At 40.4% G+C, this 21,750-nt stretch carries 23 protein-coding genes; all 23 read left to right on the plus strand.

What is annotated here, in order from left to right:
- Positions 1–148 precede the first annotated feature (148 nt).
- The 23 genes from der to aroA all read left to right on the plus strand — a co-directional run bounded on the left by der (position 149) and on the right by aroA (position 21,727).
- Entirely contained in the window at positions 149–1,459 is a 1,311-nt protein-coding gene (gene der / locus ACIQVU_RS05710) for a ribosome biogenesis GTPase Der (RefSeq protein ID WP_340805196.1), read from the plus strand.
- 105 nt (positions 1,460–1,564) lie between these two features.
- Positions 1,565–2,581 (plus strand): NAD(P)H-dependent glycerol-3-phosphate dehydrogenase, encoded by a 1,017-nt coding sequence (locus ACIQVU_RS05715; RefSeq protein ID WP_340805197.1) that lies wholly within the window; start codon positions 1,565–1,567, stop codon positions 2,579–2,581.
- A 186-nt stretch (positions 2,582–2,767) separates the two neighbouring features.
- The gene (locus ACIQVU_RS05720; protein WP_340805198.1) at positions 2,768–2,980 is read left to right on the plus strand and encodes a DUF2768 domain-containing protein; all 213 of its coding nucleotides are present in this window, start codon (positions 2,768–2,770) and stop codon (positions 2,978–2,980) included.
- A 23-nt stretch (positions 2,981–3,003) separates the two neighbouring features.
- Positions 3,004–3,792: a hypothetical protein gene (locus ACIQVU_RS05725; protein ID WP_340805199.1), complete on the plus strand. Its 789-nt coding sequence runs from the start codon at positions 3,004–3,006 to the stop codon at positions 3,790–3,792.
- Between the two features lie 92 nt (positions 3,793–3,884).
- A complete protein-coding gene (spoIVA, locus tag ACIQVU_RS05730; RefSeq protein ID WP_340805200.1) occupies positions 3,885–5,363 on the plus strand; it encodes a stage IV sporulation protein A in 1,479 nt (492 codons plus the stop codon).
- A gap of 187 nt (positions 5,364–5,550) precedes the next feature.
- Complete coding sequence (locus tag ACIQVU_RS05735; protein WP_004232618.1) at positions 5,551–5,823, plus strand: HU family DNA-binding protein; 273 nt, start codon at positions 5,551–5,553, stop codon at positions 5,821–5,823.
- A 207-nt stretch (positions 5,824–6,030) separates the two neighbouring features.
- Complete coding sequence (gene folE, locus ACIQVU_RS05740; RefSeq protein ID WP_340805201.1) at positions 6,031–6,600, plus strand: GTP cyclohydrolase I FolE; 570 nt, start codon at positions 6,031–6,033, stop codon at positions 6,598–6,600.
- 62 nt (positions 6,601–6,662) lie between these two features.
- Complete coding sequence (gene mtrB, locus ACIQVU_RS05745; RefSeq protein WP_340805202.1) at positions 6,663–6,881, plus strand: trp RNA-binding attenuation protein MtrB; 219 nt, start codon at positions 6,663–6,665, stop codon at positions 6,879–6,881.
- A gap of 256 nt (positions 6,882–7,137) precedes the next feature.
- Complete coding sequence (locus ACIQVU_RS05750; RefSeq protein WP_340805203.1) at positions 7,138–7,905, plus strand: heptaprenyl diphosphate synthase component 1; 768 nt, start codon at positions 7,138–7,140, stop codon at positions 7,903–7,905.
- Positions 7,906–7,920: 15 nt separating this feature from the next.
- A complete protein-coding gene (locus tag ACIQVU_RS05755) occupies positions 7,921–8,625 on the plus strand; it encodes a demethylmenaquinone methyltransferase (protein ID WP_340805204.1) in 705 nt (234 codons plus the stop codon).
- Between the two features lie 19 nt (positions 8,626–8,644).
- On the plus strand, positions 8,645–9,619 hold the full coding sequence (hepT, locus tag ACIQVU_RS05760) for a heptaprenyl diphosphate synthase component II (protein WP_340805205.1): 975 nt from the start codon (positions 8,645–8,647) through the stop codon (positions 9,617–9,619).
- An 86-nt stretch (positions 9,620–9,705) separates the two neighbouring features.
- Entirely contained in the window at positions 9,706–10,122 is a 417-nt protein-coding gene (gene ndk / locus ACIQVU_RS05765; RefSeq protein ID WP_340805206.1) for a nucleoside-diphosphate kinase, read from the plus strand.
- A gap of 213 nt (positions 10,123–10,335) precedes the next feature.
- A complete protein-coding gene (locus ACIQVU_RS05770; protein WP_402894360.1) occupies positions 10,336–11,484 on the plus strand; it encodes a thiolase family protein in 1,149 nt (382 codons plus the stop codon).
- Positions 11,485–11,499: 15 nt separating this feature from the next.
- Positions 11,500–12,267, plus strand: a complete 768-nt coding sequence (locus ACIQVU_RS05775; protein WP_340805208.1) for a 3-hydroxyacyl-CoA dehydrogenase — start codon at positions 11,500–11,502, stop codon at positions 12,265–12,267.
- Positions 12,268–12,342: 75 nt separating this feature from the next.
- Positions 12,343–13,968, plus strand: coding sequence for a long-chain fatty acid--CoA ligase (locus tag ACIQVU_RS05780; RefSeq protein WP_340805209.1), 1,626 nt, complete (start codon positions 12,343–12,345; stop codon positions 13,966–13,968).
- A gap of 175 nt (positions 13,969–14,143) precedes the next feature.
- Entirely contained in the window at positions 14,144–14,374 is a 231-nt protein-coding gene (locus tag ACIQVU_RS05785; protein WP_340805210.1) for a hypothetical protein, read from the plus strand.
- An 84-nt stretch (positions 14,375–14,458) separates the two neighbouring features.
- Positions 14,459–15,229 (plus strand): CheR family methyltransferase, encoded by a 771-nt coding sequence (locus tag ACIQVU_RS05790; protein WP_340805211.1) that lies wholly within the window; start codon positions 14,459–14,461, stop codon positions 15,227–15,229.
- A 273-nt stretch (positions 15,230–15,502) separates the two neighbouring features.
- Positions 15,503–16,684, plus strand: coding sequence for a chorismate synthase (gene aroC / locus ACIQVU_RS05795; protein ID WP_340805212.1), 1,182 nt, complete (start codon positions 15,503–15,505; stop codon positions 16,682–16,684).
- Between the two features lie 3 nt (positions 16,685–16,687).
- The gene (gene aroB / locus ACIQVU_RS05800) at positions 16,688–17,779 is read left to right on the plus strand and encodes a 3-dehydroquinate synthase (protein ID WP_340805213.1); all 1,092 of its coding nucleotides are present in this window, start codon (positions 16,688–16,690) and stop codon (positions 17,777–17,779) included.
- A complete protein-coding gene (gene aroH / locus ACIQVU_RS05805; protein ID WP_340805214.1) occupies positions 17,776–18,144 on the plus strand; it encodes a chorismate mutase in 369 nt (122 codons plus the stop codon). The genes aroB and aroH overlap by 4 nt, the downstream gene beginning before the upstream one ends.
- A gap of 18 nt (positions 18,145–18,162) precedes the next feature.
- Entirely contained in the window at positions 18,163–19,263 is a 1,101-nt protein-coding gene (hisC, locus tag ACIQVU_RS05810) for a histidinol-phosphate transaminase (RefSeq protein ID WP_340805215.1), read from the plus strand.
- Positions 19,260–20,357: a prephenate dehydrogenase gene (locus ACIQVU_RS05815; RefSeq protein WP_340805216.1), complete on the plus strand. Its 1,098-nt coding sequence runs from the start codon at positions 19,260–19,262 to the stop codon at positions 20,355–20,357. The genes hisC and ACIQVU_RS05815 overlap by 4 nt, the downstream gene beginning before the upstream one ends.
- A gap of 80 nt (positions 20,358–20,437) precedes the next feature.
- Positions 20,438–21,727, plus strand: a complete 1,290-nt coding sequence (aroA, locus tag ACIQVU_RS05820; RefSeq protein WP_340805217.1) for a 3-phosphoshikimate 1-carboxyvinyltransferase — start codon at positions 20,438–20,440, stop codon at positions 21,725–21,727.
- The last annotated feature ends 23 nt before the right edge of the window (positions 21,728–21,750 follow it).

A 21,750-nucleotide genomic window follows, 5' to 3' on the forward strand; every position in this document is an offset into this window, starting at 1 on the left:
GGGGTAACAGACGGATAGAACGCTTAAACTGACGGATAGAATCGTGCAAAAGATGGAAAGCTCTTAAGGAAGTTGCGAATTCTTATGATATAATGGCGTTTTTCGTGTATAATAGCGAAAGACAAGAAGTTGGAAGGATGAAGTACAGATGACGAAACCAGTAGTAGCCATCGTAGGTCGTCCGAACGTAGGTAAGTCAACGATTTTTAATCGTATCGTTGGAGAGCGTGTTTCGATTGTGGAGGATATTCCAGGCGTAACACGTGATCGTATTTATAGTTCGGCAGAGTGGTTAACACATGATTTTAATATTATTGATACAGGTGGCATTGAAATTGGGGATGAGCCGTTTTTAGAGCAAATTCGTCAACAAGCTGAAATTGCCATTGACGAAGCGGATGTTATTATTTTTATGACAAATGGTCGTGAAGGGGTAACAGCAGCGGATGAGCAAGTAGCGAAAATTTTATACAAAACGAAAAAGCCAGTTGTACTAGCTGTCAATAAAATTGATAATCCAGATATGCGTGAAATGATTTATGATTTTTATGCGCTTGGCTTTGGTGAGCCTTGGCCAATTTCTGGCTCGCACGGCTTAGGCTTAGGAGATTTATTGGACGAGTGTGCAAAGCATTTCCCAAAAGAAGATGAAGAGCAGTATGGCGATGATGTCATTAAGTTTTCTTTAATTGGTCGCCCGAATGTTGGGAAATCCTCTTTAGTGAATGCATTCTTAGGGCAAGAGCGTGTGATTGTTAGTAATATTGCTGGGACAACGCGTGATGCGATTGATACGCCGTATGAATATGATGGGCAGGAATATGTCATTATTGATACAGCAGGGATGCGTAAAAAAGGGAAAATCTATGAAACAACAGAGAAATATTCTGTGTTACGTGCTTTACGCGCTATTGAACGCTCAGATGTTGTGCTAGTTGTCCTCAATGCAGAGGAAGGTATTCAAGAGCAGGATAAAAAAATTGCAGGCTATGCACATGAGGCTGGTAAAGCAGTTGTAATTGTTGTGAATAAATGGGATGCCGTTGAAAAAGATGAAAAAACAATGAATGTCTTCACACAGCAAATTCGTGAGCATTTCCTATTTTTAGATTATGCGCCAATTATTTTTGTATCAGCAAATACAAAACAGCGTGTACACCAAATTTTACCGATTATTCAACGTGTAAGTGAAAATCATGCAATGCGTATTCAATCTTCTATTTTAAATGAAGTCATTGAGGATTCTGTAGCACGTAATCCTGCGCCAACAGATAAAGGTCGCCGTTTACGTATTTACTATGCTACACAGGTTGCGATTAAGCCACCAACATTTGTTGTTTTTGTCAATGAACCTGAGCTAATGCACTTCTCGTATGAGCGCTTCCTAGAAAATCGTATCCGTGAAACATTTGATTTTGAAGGAACGCCGATTCGTTTAATTACACGTGCTCGTGCATAAGGGAACAGCATACACATACAATACGCCAATCTGACAGTTTTGTTGGATGGCGTCTTTTTACAAAAAAGAGCAATTGTCAACAACCCAATAAGGGAGGATTTTCGGATGGAAAAAGTTTGTGTACTAGGAGCTGGCTCATGGGGAACAGCCCTTGCCATGGTACTAGCGGAAAATGGCCATGATACACTTGTATGGACACATCGAGCTGAGCAGGCAGAGGAAATCAATAGCCTGCATACAAATAAAAAATATTTACCAAATACAGTATTGCCCACAAATTTGCATGCGACAAATGATATAGCAAAGGCGGCTTCACATGCAACAACAATTGTTGTTGCTGTGCCAACAAAAGCGATTCGAGAGGTTTGTGAAAAATTAACAGCTGTATTAACACAAAAAGCATTATTTGTTCATGTATCAAAAGGGATTGAGCCTGATTCGTTAAAGCGAATTTCTGAAATCTTAGCAGAAAGCCTGCCAGCTAAGTATGTTGAGGACATTGTTGTACTATCAGGGCCAAGCCATGCAGAGGAAGTTGTATTACATCATCCAACAACGGTAACAGCAGCCTGTGCCAATATAGATGCTGCTGAAAAGATACAGGATTTATTTATGAATCAATTTTTCCGTGTCTACACAAATGAGGATGTCATTGGTGTAGAAATCGGGGGCGCTTTGAAAAATGTTATTGCTTTAGCAGCAGGGATTACAGATGGCTTGAACTATGGGGATAATGCAAAGGCGGCACTGATTACGCGAGGGCTTGCAGAAATTTCACGCTTAGGCGTAAAAATGGGCGGCAATCCATTTACATTCTCGGGACTTACAGGCATGGGAGATTTAATTGTAACATGTACAAGTGTACACTCTCGAAATTGGCGTGCAGGCAATATGCTTGGACAAGGCATGAAGCTACCAGAGGTGTTAGAGCAAATGGGAATGGTTGTAGAAGGTGTCCGTACCACAAAGGCAGCCTATCAATTAGCAGAAAAGTATGGAGTAGCAATGCCTATTTCAACAGAGCTGTATAGCGTTCTCTTTAATGATGTAGAGCCGAAAGTGGCTGTTGATGCGTTAATGATGCGCATGAAAAAACGAGAAATAGATGATATGAAGCATTAATATGTTATAGTAAGGCGTCCTAGCAAAGCTGCTAGGATGCCTTATTCTATGCTTATAGAGGATGCGCCTGAAAAGGTTGTCCATTTCTTGATAGTTATAGGGCAACTATTTCTTTTTCACAAAGGCACATAGTATAATGGATGTTGATTGTGTCTGGACATTGAAGGAAAGGTGGTTATCTGATTAATGGGTCCGTTAGCTCATATGCCTGCACTAGATGTAATGTGGGTGTCATTCTATTGTATTGGCTTTATGATTATATCCGTTGGGTTGATTTATTTAGGTCGACATAAAATTTCGAATGTATTTTTACGAACAATTGTCAATTTATGTGCATACATACTGTTTGGTCTTGGCACATTTTTAATGGTACTAGTAGTTGCCACATGGCCAGCATAAAAAATAATGAGGTGTTTAGTAACATGAAAAAATTAAGTGCTTTTCTGCTCGTATGTATAACGGCTATATTATTAGTTGGCTGTGCATATCCAGAAGACGAGAAACGAGCAAAGGTAACGCCTGATGTTGACCAACTTGCGGCTGTTCAGCGTGCCGTTGATGAATATCGCGAAGCAACTGGTGGGCTTGTGCCAATTAAAAACAGTGAAGTAGATACAGATATCTATATTAAATACTTAATCGATTTTGAAAAACTAATGCCAAAGTATTTAACACAGATTCCGGGAAATGCCTATGAAAAAGGTGGTATTTATCAATATATTATTTGGGACCCTGAAAATGCGGCAACAGTAAAACTAGTAGACTTAAATGCAGCAGAGCGTATACGTGAAATAGGGATTCGTAAGCTTTCTAAGCAATACTTGCCGATAGAAGGTGCAATAGCGGATAATGTTTTTCAAATCAATTACAAAGATTTAGGCTATAAAACAGATGTGACAGTGAAAAGCCCCTACTCTGGCGTCGAATTACCTATCTTTATGACAGGTGATGGTGAGCTGCATGTAGACTATGCGATAGATTTAGGGCAGCTTCTTCAAGAGGATAAGCCGGACGTAAAGCCAGGCGATGATATTCGCCAGCTCCTTGTTGAAAAATACCCTGTAGTGCCAGCCTATTCTGTGCCTTATACGGTCGATGATAATGGAGAGCCGATTTATGATATGGCTACCTATGAGGCAGATATGCAAAAGGCAAAAGAACGTCAACAACAAGAGGCAGCAGAGGCGGAAGCAGAAGCAAAGAAAAAATAACCAACGAGCTCCTTACCTTTGTAAGGGGCTTTTTCATATTTGCTGGCAAACTCGCATATAGTGAAAAAGCGTAGATAAAGGAGGCAGAAACCTTGAGTGAAGCAGTATTTAGAGAAATTGCAGAGCGCACAAATGGCGATGTTTATATTGGTGTTGTCGGTCCAGTACGTGTAGGTAAATCAACATTTGTAAAAAAGGTAATGGAATCGGTTGTATTACCAAATATTTTGGATGAAACGGAAAGAATGCGAGCACAAGATGAGTTGCCACAAAGTTCACCAGGGCCAGTCATTATGACTGCTGAGCCGAAGTTTGTGCCTGCCCAAGCAACTCGCATTGTGGTCGGTGAAGATGAAATGCCATTTCAAATTCGCTTGGCAGATTGTGTTGGCTATATTATTGATGGCACAAAGGGCTATGAGGATGAGAATGGGCCAAAATTTGTGCATACACCTTGGCATACAGAGCCTATTCCGTTCCAGGAGGCAGCTAAAATTGGTACAGATAAGGTGATTCGCGATCATGCCAATATTGGGATTGTTGTCACAACAGATGGCACTGTCAATGGTATTAGTCGCCGTGCCGCTGAAAGGGCAGAAGAAGAAATTGTGGAGCAGCTAAAAGAAATTGGCAAGCCATTTGTCATCTTGCTGAATTGTCAAATGCCGGCGAGGGAAGAAACGGTGCAGCTACGCAATGAATTATTTGAGCGTTATAATGTCCCTGTTATTGCTATTTCTATTGATCAAATGAGAGAGTCTGATATTCAATATATTTTGCAAGAGGCATTATTTGAATTTCCGATTCGCACAATTGAGGTGGAAAAACCCGATTGGCTAGATGTATTAGATGCCACACATCCATTGAATGTTGCGCTAATTGATTCAATGGAAGAAGTGCTATCTTCTGTCATGAAAATTCGAGATGTTCAACAAGCATCCGATGCCTTTAAGGCGATTGATTTTATCGATCAAAGTGAGGTAGTACATGTGGATGCTGGGGTGGGCACGGCTGTGATTCGTGTATCCTTACAGGGAGAATTATACAAATCGGTTTGTAATGAATGGCTGGAGGAGCCGATTGAAACGAAAAAAGATTGGCTGCTCTTTATTAAAGAGGCAGCGGAGGCAAAGGAAGCACAAAAACGCTTTAAAAATGCGATTCATGATGCCGATACAACAGGCTATGGTGTCACATTGCCGATGATGCAGGAGTTTGAGCCAACTGCACCAGAGCTTATTAAGCAAAATAATTTCTTTGGTGTACGTATGAAGGCAAAAGCGCCGTCCTATCATATTATTCGTGTAGATATGGAGTCGGAGTTTGCGCCATTAATCGGCTCTGAATTCCATAGTCAGCAGCTGCTAAAAGACTTAAATCATGCCTATTTACATGATCGTGATGCATTATGGAATACACAGCTTTTTGGCACACCATTACATGAAGTGCTAAAAGAGGGCATTCGTTATAAAATGGACGCAGTCCCGCCTACTGCGAAAAAACGTATGCGTCAAACAATTGAACGTATGGTTAATGAAGGTGATCGTGGATTGGTCACATTTATTTTATAGGGCTAACGCTCAAAAAAAGAGTACAGGGCTTTTCGTTTTTATGCGAAAAGTCCTGTTATTTTTGTTTTTTGGGTGAAAAATTGGTTTTTTGGTTATAATCATGTATGAATACAGTTGCGTAGCGGTTTCCTATGTGTTACTCTTTTTACAGAATTGGTTCATGACCCTTTGAGAGGAGGTGAATGGTGTGAATAAAACAGAATTAGTAAACTCTGTTGCTGAAGCTGCAGGTCTTTCTAAAAAAGACGCTTCTAAAGCAGTTGAAGCTGTATTTGATACAATTCAAGATGCTCTTGCAAAGGGTGACAAAGTACAATTAATTGGTTTTGGTAACTTTGAAGTACGTGAGCGTGCGGCTCGTAAAGGTCGTAACCCACAAACTGGTAAAGAAATCGAAATCGCTGCTAGCAAGGTGCCTGCTTTCAAACCAGGTAAGGCGCTTAAAGACGCGGTAAAATAATACACGTCGAGTAGTTACATAGAGCAGTCTTCATGTCAATTGCATGAGGGCTGCTCTTTTTAACTTAATAGTAAATTTACATAGAACATTTGCTAATTTGATCGTAAATTTTTTTGGAAATAAGTAAGTCATTTTGCGCTTGCCTTTTGGATGTGCTACGATGCATAAGGAAATGTGTAATGTTTTGATACGCAGGAGGGTTTTTGGATGTCGAATATTGATTTATTGAAAATAGAGGAAGCGGTAAAAATGATTTTAGAGGCGGTAGGTGAGGACGTTCATCGCGAAGGCTTATTGGATACACCGAAGCGTGTCGCAAAAATGTATGCGGAAATGTTTAGCGGGCTGCATGAGGATGCCAAAGATTATTTTAAAACGGTATTCCATGAGGATCATGAGGAATTAGTGCTTGTAAAGGATATTCCCTTTTATTCGATGTGTGAGCATCATTTAGTGCCTTTTTACGGTAAAGCACATGTTGCATACATACCAAATAACGGTGTTGTCGCTGGGCTTAGTAAGTTAGGTCGTGCTGTTGAAACGATTGCTCGTCGACCACAACTACAAGAGCGTATTACAGCTTCTGTGGCAGATACAATTATGGAAATGCTTGCGCCAAAGGGTGTTTATGTTGTGATTGAGGCAGAGCATATGTGTATGACGATGAGAGGGCTGAAAAAGCCGGGCTCTAAAACGGTAACATCTGTTGCGCGTGGTATTTACGAGGAAGATGCTATAAAACGTAGAGAAGTGCTGTCATTTATTCAAATGTCTTAAATTGTATGTCTAATTATGTTATGATGAACTAAGAATTTGTCGGATTTAAGGAGTGTACAAGAATGTCACAAGATTATATTGTTATTCAAGCAGAGGAAGATGGTGTACATGTTATTGGTTTAACACGTGGAACTGATACAAAATTTCACCATTCAGAAAAACTAGATACCGGCGAAGTAATGATAGCTCAATTTACAGAACATACATCTGCGATGAAAATTCGTGGGAAAGCGCAAATTCATACAGCACATGGTGTTATTCATAGTGAAGCAAAAAAATAATGGCTTTCGTTTATGCAGCATATGCGTCTAGTGACAGCTAATTTCGAAAAGGCTAGATGGAAAAAACGAAAGCTATGGTTTTATGGGCAGTTGGCATTTTCACATCCATTTATGGGAATGCTTTACTGCCTATCCTATTGCGAAGAAAGTAAAAATTTTTTATGTCGAATCGTTGCGTATGCTATAATGACTCAGTAAGCAAACGTTAAGCCTCTACGAAGGTGAACGTATTTGAAAGTGAAATGGAGTAAGGTCTATGAATGCAACATACATTCAAAATTCAATTACACAGTTAAAAACAGAGATTTTCATGGATGTTCGTCATAGAACTTTGCAAAAATACACAGGTGTGCCTGTGCTAGATGAAAATCAATTGTTTTATTTGTTAATCCCATTTTTGAATGGTGAGGAATGGCAACAAGAGCAACAGGAAGCTGCTGTTACGGTTGGTATTGTCTATGCAGCATTAGCAGCGCACGATCATATTAAAGAGCAAGATGCTACATCGAAGGAGCAGCAGCTAACGGTTTTGGCTGGAGATTTTTATAGTGGCCGTTACTATGAAATATTGGCGATGTCTGGAAATGTCGCATTAATTCGAAGCTTGTCGCAAGGAATTGTAGCACGCTGTGAACACCAGATAAAAGTATATGAAACACATCAACGAACAATCGAGCAATGGTACACCTCTATGAGCAATATTGAATCAGGCTTAATTGCTCAATTTTTCAATTTGTATGCTTTTCATGAATATATACCGCTTATTGAAAAAAGTTTATTAATTTTACGTTTGGAAAGAGAATGGATAGCTTATCAACATGGGCAAATGTCTTTAATGGGCAAGGCACTTGAGGAAAGTGTCCAGCAAATTGGCGCAAGCTTTGCAAGTGCCGTCCAAGAGAAAATTAGACAGTTAAAAACAGAGCTATCACAGCTGATTAATCATGCATCATTTTTACAAAGTGATGTGAAACAGGCTTTACGTGCACATGTAGAGGCATCCATTGCGTCTACTAACGGATAAGAGAGGTTTTTCAAAATGGCTAAAACAAAAGAAGAACATGTTCACGAAGTATTTGAAAGTATTTCGGACAACTACGATAAAATGAATGGTGTCATTAGCTTCCAGATGCATGTTGGCTGGCGTAACGATACGATGAAGCGCATGGCTGTAAAACCTGGAGCAAAGGCACTTGATGTATGCTGTGGAACAGCGGATTGGACAGTTGCATTAGCGGAGGCAGTTGGCGAAACGGGCGAGGTTAAGGGACTAGATTTTAGTAAAAATATGCTAAAGGTTGGCGAACAGAAAGTAAAGCCATATCCACAAATTGAGCTGGTTCATGGTAATGCGATGGAATTACCGTTTCCAGACAATACATTTGATTATGTCACAATTGGCTTTGGTCTTCGTAATGTACCAGATTATTTACAAGTTTTAAAGGAAATGCAGCGTGTCGTAAAGCCAGGTGGTATGGTTGTTTGCTTGGAAACATCTCAGTCAGAAATTCCGGGTTATCGTCAACTATTCCGTTTTTATTTTAAATTTATAATGCCGATATTTGGTAAAATATTTGCGAAAAGCTATAAGGAGTATTCTTGGCTACAGGAATCTGCAAATGATTTCCCAGGTATGAAGAAGTTAGCGGCATTGTTTGAGCAGGCAGGATTAGAAAAAGTAACGTACAAAGCATACAGTGGCGGGGCTGCGGCAATGCATATGGGCTTTAAAAAGGTACGTTAATGGGGGAAGGTTTTCACACGTGGAAAAGATGAAGTTAAAACTACTCTATTCCGATTTGAAATCAGATATCGATATCATTGAACGAGAGTTAGAACAAGCAGTGGACTCGTCTTCCTATTTGATCAACGATGCCTCTCTCCATTTACTACAAGCTGGTGGCAAACGGATACGACCAATTTTTGTGTTGCTAGGTGCGAAATTTGGCGAATATGATATTGAGAAGATGAAGGATGTAGCAGTGCCTTTAGAGCTTATTCATATGGCATCTCTTGTACACGATGATGTGATTGATGATTCCGATATGCGACGAGGACGCCCAACGGTCAAATCACAGTGGAATAATAGAGTAGCAATGTACACGGGCGATTTTATTTTTGCACGTGCTCTAGAATATATTACAAAGCTAGAAGACCCACTTGTACATCAAATTTTAGCACGTACAATGGTAGAGATTTGTAACGGTGAAGTCATTCAAATTGAGGATAAATTTAGACTAGATCAAGGTTTAAAAGATTATTTTAGAAGAATTAAACGTAAAACAGCATTGCTTATTTCCTCTAGCTGTGAGCTAGGTGCTGTAGCGGCAGGTGTAGATGCAAAAACAGTACGCCATTTAAAACGCTTCGGCTACTTTGTTGGCATGAGCTTCCAAATCATCGACGATGTGTTAGATATAATGGCAACAGATAAGGAATTAGGAAAGCCAGCAGGTAGTGATTTATTGCAGGGCAATATTACCTTACCGATATTATTGTTGAAAGATGATCCAGAGCTGCAACCATACTTAGTAAAGGTGTTTGCAGGTACATTAACAGAATCGGAACGTCAAAATATGCTGCAATATGTGCGTAAATCTCCTGCGATTGAGCAAGCTAATCGTATGAGTGATAAATACTTAAAAAAGGCTTTACAGGAAATAGAGGCTTTACCAAAACATCCCGTTAAGAAAAAACTGCGTGATGTTGCATTGTTTATGGGTAAGCGCAAATTCTAGCTTTTTGTTGTACAAAGGCTCATTTTTTGTTAATATTTATCGGTAGGTGTAAAACCTGTTAGACGAACTTAAGGAGTGTTTTAAACATGGCAATTGAAAAAACTTTTTTAATGGTTAAGCCAGATGGCGTTGAGCGTCAAGTAATCGGAGATATCGTTGATCGTTTCGAACGTCGCGGTTTTATCATGAAAGGTGCTAAATTAATGGTAATTCCAAAAGAATTAGCAGAAAAGCACTATGCTGAGCATGCTGAGCGTCCATTCTTTGGTGAATTAGTTGACTTCATCACTTCTGGTCCTGTATTCGCTATGGTATGGGAAGGCGAAAATATCATTAAACTTGCTCGTACAATGATGGGTGCAACAAAACCTGAAGAATCTAACCCAGGTACAATCCGTGGTGACTATGCAACAACTGTTTCTCACAACATCATCCACGGTTCTGACTCTCTTGCATCTGCAGAGCGCGAAATCGGCTTATTCTTCGGTGAAGATTTAGTTTAATTTGTGAATAGATAAAGCAATCTCACAATATTGGGATTGCTTTTTTTATTGTCCAAAAAAACGATGGAATCTATTGCTAGATACATAAAGAATTGTTAAAAACTTCTGTATCATGTACAATAAATGCTATAATATTCTGATAATTAAATGAGGAATATATCGTTAGCCTTCTCAATAAACTGTGAAGGATGATCAAAGAAAAGGGGTATGTAAATGAGGGAAGTGGTGATTGTTGCAGCAGTTCGAACAGCCGTCGGTCGTAGTAGGGGGGCACTGAGTCATGTTCGAGCAGATGATTTAGCAGCGGATGTACTGCAGGAGGCGATACAGCGAGCAGGCATCGACAAGGCACAGGTAGACGATGTCATTTTAGGCTGTGTGACGCAAACCGCTGAACAAGGTGCGAATATTGCACGTACAGCCTTGTTAATGGCAGGTTTTCCTGACAGTGTGCCTGGAGTAACGATTGATCGTCAATGTGGCTCTAGCCAACAGGCTGTTCACTTTGCAGCACAGGCAATTTTAGCGGGGGATATGGATATTGTGATTGCAGGTGGCGTAGAAAGTATGACAAGGGTGCCGATGGGCGCTAATATGGAAAATGCCCATAAAGGTAAACGCTTACAAGAAAATTATACAATTATCCATCAAGGGCTATCAGCAGAGAAAATCGCTGCAAAATGGTCTTTATCGAAAGAACAGTTGAATCACTATGCCTATCAAAGCCATCAGCGGGCAATTGCTGCCATTGAAGCAGGTCGTTTCCAAGAAGAAATATTACCTATTCAAATACCGCAGGAGGATGGCTCTATGGCAACATTTGCAGTGGATGAGGGTCCGCGCGCAGAAACAACCGTCGATATTTTAAATGGCTTAAAAACGGTGTTTCAGGAGGATGGCGTTATTACAGCAGGAAATGCAAGCCAAATGAGTGACGGGGCATCCGCTGTTGTTGTGATGTCTTTGGACAAGGCACAGGAGCTTGGCATTCGTCCATTGGCTAAAATTAAGACAAGGGTTGTTGTAGGCTCTGACCCAACATTAATGCTAACAGGACCAATTGAGGCGACGAGAAAGGCGTTGGAACGAGCAGGCCTTGCAATCGAGGACATTGATACGTATGAGGTCAATGAAGCCTTTGCACCTGTGCCGCTCGTCTGGCTGCATGAAATTGGTGGCGACCCTGAGAAGCTTAATCCAGATGGGGGAGCGATTGCACTAGGGCATCCATTAGGCGCAACAGGGACAAAGCTGCTAACAACGATGCTTTACCGGATGGAGCGGGAAAATTATCGCTATGGCTTACTGGCTATTTGCGAAGGTATGGGGATGGCCAATGCCACGATTATTGAAAAAATGTAAAAGGGGTTATGTTGGATGGAGAACCATGAAATAGTAGCGGTCGTAACGGGTGGTGCATCAGGGTTAGGGGAGGCGACCGTTCGCCATATTGTTGGACAAGGCGGCAAAGCGATTATTTTTGATGTGAATGATGAGCGTGGAGAGGCACTTGTAATGGAGCTGGGGGAAAATGCTCTTTATGCGCGAGTAGATGTGACGAAAGAAGAGGATGTAGCAGCAGGTCTTGAGCAAGCGATTGCCTCTTTTGGCAAGGTGAATGTTGCAGTTAACTGTGCAGGCATTGCGGATGCTAGTAAGGTGCTGTCAAAGCGTGGCGTTCATGCGCTTGGTCTATTTGAAAAAATTATAGCTGTGAATTTAGTAGGTACATTTAATGTGATTCGTTTAGCGGCAGAAAAAATGCAGCATAATGAGCCAAATGAAGATGGGCAGCGTGGCGTTATTATTAACACAGCGTCTGTCGCTGCATTTGATGGGCAAATTGGACAAGCAGCCTATAGTGCTTCAAAGGGTGGTGTAGCTGCGATGACATTGCCAATTGCACGGGAGCTTGCGGCTATTGGTGTGCGTGTAATGACGATTGCACCAGGCTTAATTGAAACGCCAATGTTTGCAACATTACCAGAGCCTGCAAGAGTAGCCCTTGCGCAAATGACACCATTTCCTAAACGTCTTGGTAAGCCAGCGGAGTATGCGCTATTAGTTGATAGTATTATTCGAAATGGCTTGTTAAATGGGGAGGTGATTCGCCTAGATGGAGCTATTCGTATGCAGCCAAAATAAGTAGAAGCTAGTGGATTTGTAGTAGCTGTTGAGCTTGATTATTTCAAAAATTTGTCTACGAAGGGGAGCGTTATAATGCATATGATGGATACACCTTTATTATTAACAAGTTTTTTGAATCGTGCGGAGAGATTTTTTCATGCTAAGAAAATTTATTCACGAACAAGTGCTACAACCATTCATGAGTTTACATATAAAGAGTATGTAAAACGAACTCGTCGATTAGCAGATGCGCTAACAAAGCTGGGCATGGAGCGTGGGATGAAGGTAGGGACATTTGCTTGGAATCATCATCGTCATTTGGAAGCCTATTTTGCCGTGCCTTGTGCAGGAGCGGTGCTGCATATGATTAATATTCGGCTAGCGCCTGAGCATATTGCTTATGTAATTAATCATGCAGAGGATGAAATTTTATTGATTGATGATAATTTAGTGCCACTTATTGCACCAATTGTGCCGCAGCTTACAACAGTCAAGCATTTTATTATTATGGGAGATGCTGTAGATGTGGCATCATTACCAATTCCAAATGCACTGTCCTATGAAGCGCTGTTAGCAGATGCCGATGAGCATTTTACATTCCCAGAGGATTTAGATGAAAATGCACCTGCTGGGATGTGTTATACAAGTGCCACGACTGGTATGCCAAAGGGTGTTGTTTATACGCATCGCAGTATTGTGCTCCATAGCTTAGCAGCGGGGCTTGCAGATAGTATTGCTATTCGCGAATCAGATGTTGTCCTACCAGTTGTACCAATGTTCCATGCTAATGCATGGGGCATGCCATTTGCAAGTGTTGGCTTTGGTGCGACACAAGTATTGCCGGGACCGCTGTTTACACCACAGCTTTTATTGGAATTATTTGAAGTATATAAAGTAACGCTAACAGCAGGCGTGCCAACCATTTGGCTTGGTGTTTTACAGGAGCAACGTCAAAACCCTCGCGATTTATCATCCATGAGATTAATTGTTTGTGGTGGCTCTGCCTCACCAATCGGGCTTGTACGTGGCTTTGAGGAAGAGCTTAATATTCCTTATATGACAGGCTATGGGATGACAGAAACATCGCCGCTTGTCAGTCTATCCACCTATTTAACGCATATGGAGGACTATAGTGCTGATGAAAAAATGAATGTTCGAATTACCCAAGGGATGACAATGCCGCTGATTGAAACACGGATTATCAATGAAAATGGTGAAGTGCCATGGGATGGCAAAACAATGGGAGAACTGACGATTCGAGGCCCATGGATTGCCAATGAATACTACCGTGATGAGCGTACGGAGGAAGCCTTTAAGGATGGCTGGCTTTATACGGGAGATATTGCGGTGATGACGTCTGATGGCTATATTAAAATTACCGATCGTACAAAGGATTTAATTAAGAGCGGTGGGGAATGGATTTCCTCTGTAGACCTTGAGAATGCGTTAATGTCGCATCCAAAAGTATTTGAGGCTGCTGTAATTGCTATTCCACATGAAAAATGGCTTGAACGACCATTAGCCTGTGTAGTGCCAAAGCCTGAATATAAGGATGCCATTTCCAAGGAGGAGCTGCTAGAAAGCTTACAAGCACAGTTCCATAAAACATGGATTCCAGATGATATTGTATTTATTGATGAGGTACCGAAAACATCTGTAGGGAAGTTTTTAAAGGCAAAATTACGAGAAGAATTAAAAGATTATCAAGTACAAGTTTAATGAGGCGCTTAATTCGAAAGAGTGGATGCTCCATCTAAGAAAAAACTGCTCCATATAATGCGATGAAGGTGGTGACAGGCTACCTTCATTTTTTTATGCACATAAATTCCAGAAAAGTGAAACGATTTAGTTGATTTTGCTGTATAATTTTAAGTAACGAAAGGATGTGAACGGATTGTCAATTGCTATTGTAGCGATTATTGGTGGTGTTATTATTTCCTTAGCTGGTATTTTTACAGACGCACATACAAGACAGCAAAAAATTAAGCTAAAGGCAATCGAGAAAGAGCTTGAGCTAGAACAGCTTCGATTAGAAACATATACAATGGAAACTGAAAAAATGCGTCTGGAATTAGAGCAGTCGAAAGTGTTACTATTAGAGGAAAAACAAAACACACAGAAGTAACTAATGATACATGAGAAAGACTATTTCAGGATTGGCTCTTTTCCGCTATAATGGAAATACGATGCTAGAGGGGAAGATGACTGTATGTCTGATTATGAACAATTTATAGAAGGTATTAAGCGCAAAACAGGAATTGATTTAGCGTTATACAAAGAAGCGCAAATGAAAAGACGATTAACCTCTCTTTATGAGAAAAAGGGCTATCGTAATTTTGTGGACTTTCTAAAGGCACTTGAACAAGATCGTGATTTAATGAATGAGTTTTTAGATCGCATGACGATTAATGTTTCCGAATTTTATCGTAATGGTAAGCGTTGGGAAGTATTGCAAAAGAAAATATTTCCGAAATTACTACAAACAAATAAACGTTTGAAAATTTGGAGTGCTGCTTGTTCAACAGGAGAAGAGCCTTATTCATTAGTCATGGTATTATCTCAATTAGTACCTTTATCGCAAATTCAAGTTATCGCCACTGATTTGGATGAAAATGTTATTCAAAAGGCAAAACTAGGAGTTTATCCTGAACGCTCTTTAGCAGAAGTGCCACAAGATATTAAAGCCAAGTATTTTGAACAAGAAGGCTCCTTCTATCGTGTAAAGGATGAAATTAAGCGATGTGTAACCTTTAAAAAGCATAATTTATTAAAGGATTCCTATGATAGCAATTATGATTTAATTGTTTGTCGCAATGTTATGATTTACTTTACAGAGGAAGCGAAAGATCAGATTTATAACGATTTTAGTAAAGCTTTACGCAAGGATGGTATTTTATTTGTTGGATCAACAGAGCAAATTTTTAATCCAGCTCGTTATGAATTTGAGGTAGAGGATACATTCTTCTATCGAAAAAAATAATTAATAATATGAATGAAAAGCATTTGTATGAATGACATCTTAGCTGTTATCTACATACATGAAAGCAAAGCATTGGATAGAGATAATTGATACGCTTTCGCTTACTATAAGCAAAGGCGTATTTTTTATCATAAATCGTTCAGAATATTCACATTTAAGGAATAGTTAATAAGGCGAATGTCTAAAAGCATTGGCAAAAGGACTGTTTTTTTAAAGAATATATGTTATAGTGAAAAATACATACTTTAGCGAGTTGAAGGGAGAAAGTGTTTTATGCGTTACTTAACAGCAGGTGAGTCACATGGACCCCAATTAACAACAATTATTGAGGGGCTACCATCACTCTTACCAATTACAGCAGAAAAAATTAATCATGATTTAAAACGACGTCAAGGAGGTCATGGACGTGGACGTCGCATGCAAATTGAAACAGATACAGTAGAGATTGTTGCAGGCGTACGTCATGGACAAACACTTGGTTCTCCTGTAGCACTAGTTGTCACAAATGATGACTGGAAGCATTGGACAAAAATTATGGGTGCTGAGCCGTTAGCAGATGATGTGAATCCAGAGGAGATTAAACGTCAAATTTCACGACCACGACCAGGTCATGCGGATTTAGTAGGTGGTATGAAATATGGTCATCGTGATTTACGCAATGTTTTGGAGCGTTCTTCAGCCCGTGAAACAACTGTACGTGTAGCAGTGGGCTCTGTGGCAAAGGCATTATTAAATGAATTAGGGATTTCCATTGTGGCACATGTTACAGAAATTGTAGGGATTAAAGCTGATACTTCCTTGGTAGAAGGGAAATCTGCAGATGAAATTCGTGCCATTGTAGAAGCTGACCCATGCTATTGTGTGGACCCAGAGGCATCAGCCAAAATGGTAGAGGCAATTGATGAAGCGAAAAAAGCTGGCGATTCCATTGGTGGCGTTGTGGAGGTTATCATTGAAGGAGTGCCAGCAGGTGTAGGTTCTTATGTTCATTATGATCGTAAGCTGGATGCTAAATTAGCGGCTGCTATGCTATCCATTAATGCATTTAAAGGTGTAGAATTTGGCATTGGCTTTGAAATGGCACGTCGTAAAGGCTCTGAGGTGCATGATGAAATTATTTGGTCTGAAGAAGAGGGCTATACACGTGTGACCAATCGACTTGGTGGCTTAGAGGGCGGAATGTCTACTGGTATGCCAATTGTTGTACGTGGTGTAATGAAGCCAATTCCTACTTTATATAAACCATTACAAAGTGTGGATATTGATACAAAAGAGCCATTTAAAGCAAGCGTTGAACGCTCTGATAGCTGTGCAGTACCAGCAGCATCTATTGTAGCCGAGCATGTTATTGCCTGGGAAATAGCTAATGCAATTTTAGAGCAATTCCATAGTGACCAACTACCACAACTAAAAGCTCAAATTGATGAACATCGACAATATACAAAGGGGTTCTAATGTATGCGTGTACCAGTTGCAACAAAATCACATCATTATGAGGTTGTATTAGGTCATCAGTTTTTAACAGAAGCTATACAAGGATTTGCACATAAGCTAGAAAAAGCAGATAAGCTGATTGTACTGACAGATGCTAATGTGTGGGCAGCACAAGGTGAATATTTCACCTCAAATTTCCCATATGATTTTGAAGTTTTTATATTGCCTGGTGGTGAGGCATGTAAAACATTTGAGCAATATAATGCTGCACAAACATTTTTATTGGAGCAAAAATGCTCACGCAAATCATTTGTTTTTGCCTTTGGCGGAGGAGCTGTCGGCGATTTAACAGGCTTTGTGGCAGCTACCTATATGCGCGGCATTCCATTTATTCAAATTCCAACAACGATTTTAGCGCATGATTCGGCAGTTGGTGGTAAAACAGCCATTAATCATCCATTAGGAAAAAATATGATTGGTGCATTTTATCAGCCTGAAGGTGTTATTTATGATACAGCCTTTTTAGCAAGTTTATCCGAACGTGAAATACGTTCAGGAACAGCAGAATTAATAAAGCATGCGATGATTTCTGATCGCGACTGGCTAGAGAAGCTAATGGCAGCAGATTCGGTGCTTCATTTTAATCAGCATGAATTAGCCGAACAGCTTAAGAAAGGCATTGAAGTGAAGGCACATATTGTTGCTGAGGATGAAACAGAGCAATCTGTACGTAAATTTTTAAACTTAGGTCATACATATGGACATGCCATTGAGGCTGCTGCTGGCTATGGAAAGGTAGCACATGGTGAGGCTGTTATGATTGGGCTTGTCTATTGTTTATTACTAAGCGAACAATACGGCAAGCTAGATCGTGCATTTACCACAGCCTTTTTACAGTTTGCTATCAAAAATGGCTATCCTTTTGAGGCTGTTGCTGAGTATTCATTTGAACAATTAACAACTTATTTGTTGAAGGATAAAAAGACAGAATATGGTATTTTGCAATTTGTATTATTAGAGGACATCGGCAAACCTTTTGTACAAGCTATTGATTTAGCACAATGTCAAGAGGTCGATGCAGAGTATAGAAAGCTATTAGCGGAGGTGCTTGTATGATTCGTGGACTTAGAGGAGCGATAACAATTGAATCTGACAAGCCAGAGCTTGTATGGGATGAAACAGCGCGATTAGTGCGTGAGGTTGTAGCAGTCAATGATGTGGAAATCGATGATATTGCATCGATTGTAATTTCTGCAACACCTGATATTACTTCAGCATTTCCTGCACGTGCAGTACGTTTGATGGAGGGCTGGCAATATGTGCCTGTGATGTGTACACATGAAATGGATGTACCCAATGCATTGCCATTATGTATTCGTGTATTAATTCATGCAAATGTAGAAGTAGCACAGAAAGATGTTAAGCATGTGTATCTTAATGATGCAGTGAAATTAAGACCAGATTTAGCGCAGGCGAAATAAGTAGAGGAGATGTTGTAGATGAAATGGAAACAGCAATTGGATGGTATGCAAGCATATAAGCCAGGGAAACCAATTGAAGAAGTACAACGTGAATATGGCTTAAAGGAAGTTATTAAATTAGCATCAAATGAAAATCCATTTGGATGCTCACCAAAGGTAACTGCTTATTTGCAAAATAATGCAGTGAATCATGCACTTTATCCAGACGGCTACGCTCAAAATTTGCGTACGGCTGTTGCGAATTATTTAGGCGTGCAAGAAACACAACTTCTTTTTGGAAATGGCTCTGATGACTTAATTGCTATTATTACGCGTGCCTTACTGTATCCAGGTGTCAATACTGTGATGGCTGACCCATCCTTCTCTCAATACTGGCATAATGCTGAAATTGAAGGTGCAGAAGTACGCAAAATTCCTTGCGTTGATGGCGCACATGATTTAGATGCGATGGCAGCAGCAATTGATGAACAAACATCTGTTGTATGGGTATGTAGCCCGAATAATCCTACAGGTGTTGTTATTCCTGATGCTGATTTACGTAATTTTTTAGCAAAAGTGCCAAGCGATGTTCTCGTTATTTTAGACGAGGCTTATATTGAATATGTGACACACTCAGGTCATAAAAATACATTGCCGATTATTGATGATTATCCAAATGTTCTTTTATTACGTACATTCTCAAAAGCATATGGTCTTGCCTCGTTCCGCGTTGGCTATGCCATTGGACAGCCTGAGGTCATTGCCAAGCTTGATCCTGTAAGAGCGCCATTTAATAATACAATTTTAAGTCAGGCTGTTGCAGCTATTGCACTTAGTGATCAGGACTATATTCAAGCATGTCGTGATGCAAATGAAAAAGGTAAAAAGCAATATGTTGAGTTTTGTGAAAAGCATAATTTGAAATACTTCCCATCTGATACAAACTTTATTTTCTTTGATACAAAGGCTGATAGTGATGTTGTGTTCCAAGAGCTGATGAAAAAGGGCTTTATTATCCGCAGTGGTAATGCTTTAGGAATGCCAGGATTTATCCGTGTGACAATTGGCACAGAGGCTCAAAATGCAGCATTGCTGAGCCAGCTTGATGTGATTTTAAAGGAACAGGGAGTTTTTGCATGACACGCAAAGTGCTCGTTATCGGGCTAGGCTTAATTGGTGGCTCTATTGCACTTGCTTTACAAAAAGCACCTGAAACTCGAATTATTGGCTATGATGTGGATGCTCAAACACGTGAGCATGCCAAAACATTAAATATTGTCCATGATATTGTCACAGACCCAAAGGAAGTTGCTGCGGATGCTGATGTTATTATTTTTGGCACACCCGTTAATGCAACACTTGAGTGGATGGAGCAATTAAAATCATGGCCATTAAAAAATAAAGTGATTGTAACAGATACAGGAAGTACCAAAAAATTAATTATGCAAAAAGCTGGGGAGCTACGTGAGCTTGGTATTACATTTATTGGTGGACACCCAATGGCAGGCTCTCATAAAAGTGGTGTGTTAGCTGCAAAGGCCCATCTTTTCGAGAATGCTTACTATATGCTAACGCCGCTTGCTGGTGAGGAAATTGTCCATATGGCACAGCTTGAAAGCTTGCTAAAATTCACGCATGCAAAGGTTGTTAGTGTATCTGCCAGCGAACACGATCATATGACAGCGGTTGTTAGTCATTTCCCGCATGTAATTGCTGCCTCACTTGTTCATCAACTAGGAGGCGAGAATGGGGAATACCCAATGACACGTTCCCTTGCAGCAGGTGGTTTTCGTGATGTGACACGTATCGCCTCCTCTAATCCTACCTTATGGCGAGATATTACGTTACAAAATCGTGATGAGCTACTGACACAGCTTGAGGGCTGGGAAAAGGAGATGCATCGCATTAAGGAACTACTAACAAGTGGTACAGCGCAAGATATTGAGGATTATTTTGCTGTTGCTAAAGAGCTGCGAGATGAATTACCAATTGGGGCAGGTGCTATGTATACACCGTTCGATTTATATGTGGATGTTCCTGACTATCCAGGTGTGATTTCAGAGGTGACAGGCTTGCTTGCGGATGAAGCGATTAGTATTACAAATTTAAGAATTGTAGAATCTCGTGAAGATGTTTTTGGTATTCTTGTTATTAGCTTCCAAAGTGAAAATGACCGTGAACGTGCAGCGACATGTATTCAAAAACGAGCGAAATTCGAAACATATATTTCATAGTATATTGATAATAGAGGCGGACTGCTAAGAAAACATTACCTTTCTTGGCAGTCCCGTCTTCATAGAAAGGGAGAAAATCAATGAGTGAAAAAGTTTTGCAATATAATAAGCCTTCTTTACAAGGAGCATTAACGATTCCTGGCGATAAGTCCGTTTCTCACCGTGCTGTGATGTTTGGAGCGATTGCTACAGGTACAACAACAGTGGAAGGTTTTTTATTAGGTGAAGACTGCTTAAGTACCATTGATTGCTTCCAAAAGCTTGGTGCTCGTATTAAGGTAGAGGGAACAAATGTAACAATTCAAAGTCCGGGAATTGACAATTGGCAGGAGCCTACAGAGGTATTGTATACAGGTAACTCAGGCACAACAACACGCTTAATGCTGGGCATTTTAGCAGGTTCTTCGGTTCATTCCGTCATGACAGGAGATGCCTCTATCGGCAAGCGACCAATGCGCCGTGTGATTGACCCGCTACGCCAAATGGGTGCTCACATTACAGGTCGTGCAAATGGACAATATACACCGCTTGCTATTCAAGGAACAAAACTGCAAGCAATTGATTATCAAATGCCTGTAGCGAGCGCACAAGTAAAATCTGCTATTTTACTTGCGGGCTTACGTGCTGAAGGAACGACAATTGTACGAGAAACAGAGGTATCGCGAGATCATACAGAGCGAATGCTGCGTCAATTTGGTGCACATGTAGATGTCAACAATGGGGTTGTTTCCATAGAAGGTGGACAAGCACTTCAAGGAACGCATGTTGCTGTACCAGGCGATATTTCCTCAGCAGCCTTCTTCTTAGTGGCAGGAGCTATTTGCGATAATAGTACAATAACGCTAGAAAATGTCGGCGTTAATCCAACGCGTGATGGTATTATAGAGGTTCTTCAAAAAATGGGGGCAGCAATGACAGTAACGCCAAATGATGCTGCACAAGCGGAGCCTACAGCAACAATACAAATAGCAGCATCATCATTATCCGCTACAACTATTCAAGGCGATATGATTCCACGTTTAATTGATGAAATTCCAATTATTGCACTGCTTGCTACACAAGCACAAGGTCGAACAGTGATTAAAGATGCTGAGGAGCTAAAAGTGAAGGAAACGGATCGTATAACAGCTGTTGTCAATGAGCTAACAAAGCTAGGAGCGAATATTGAAGCAACTGCAGATGGCATGATTATTCAAGGACCAACACCACTGCATGGTGCGAGCCTGCAAACATATGGTGATCATCGTATTGGCATGATGGGTGCAATTGCTGCATTAATTACAGATGGAGCAGTCACATTAGACGACGCTGACTGTATCGCTGTATCATACCCATCATTCTTTGAGCATATTGAAGCCGTGAAGAAATAAGCAATCATAAACTCTCCAAGCTT

The sequence above is a fragment of the Lysinibacillus sp. NPDC098008 genome (assembly GCF_044760715.1).
Lineage (GTDB): Bacteria > Bacillota > Bacilli > Bacillales_A > Planococcaceae > Lysinibacillus.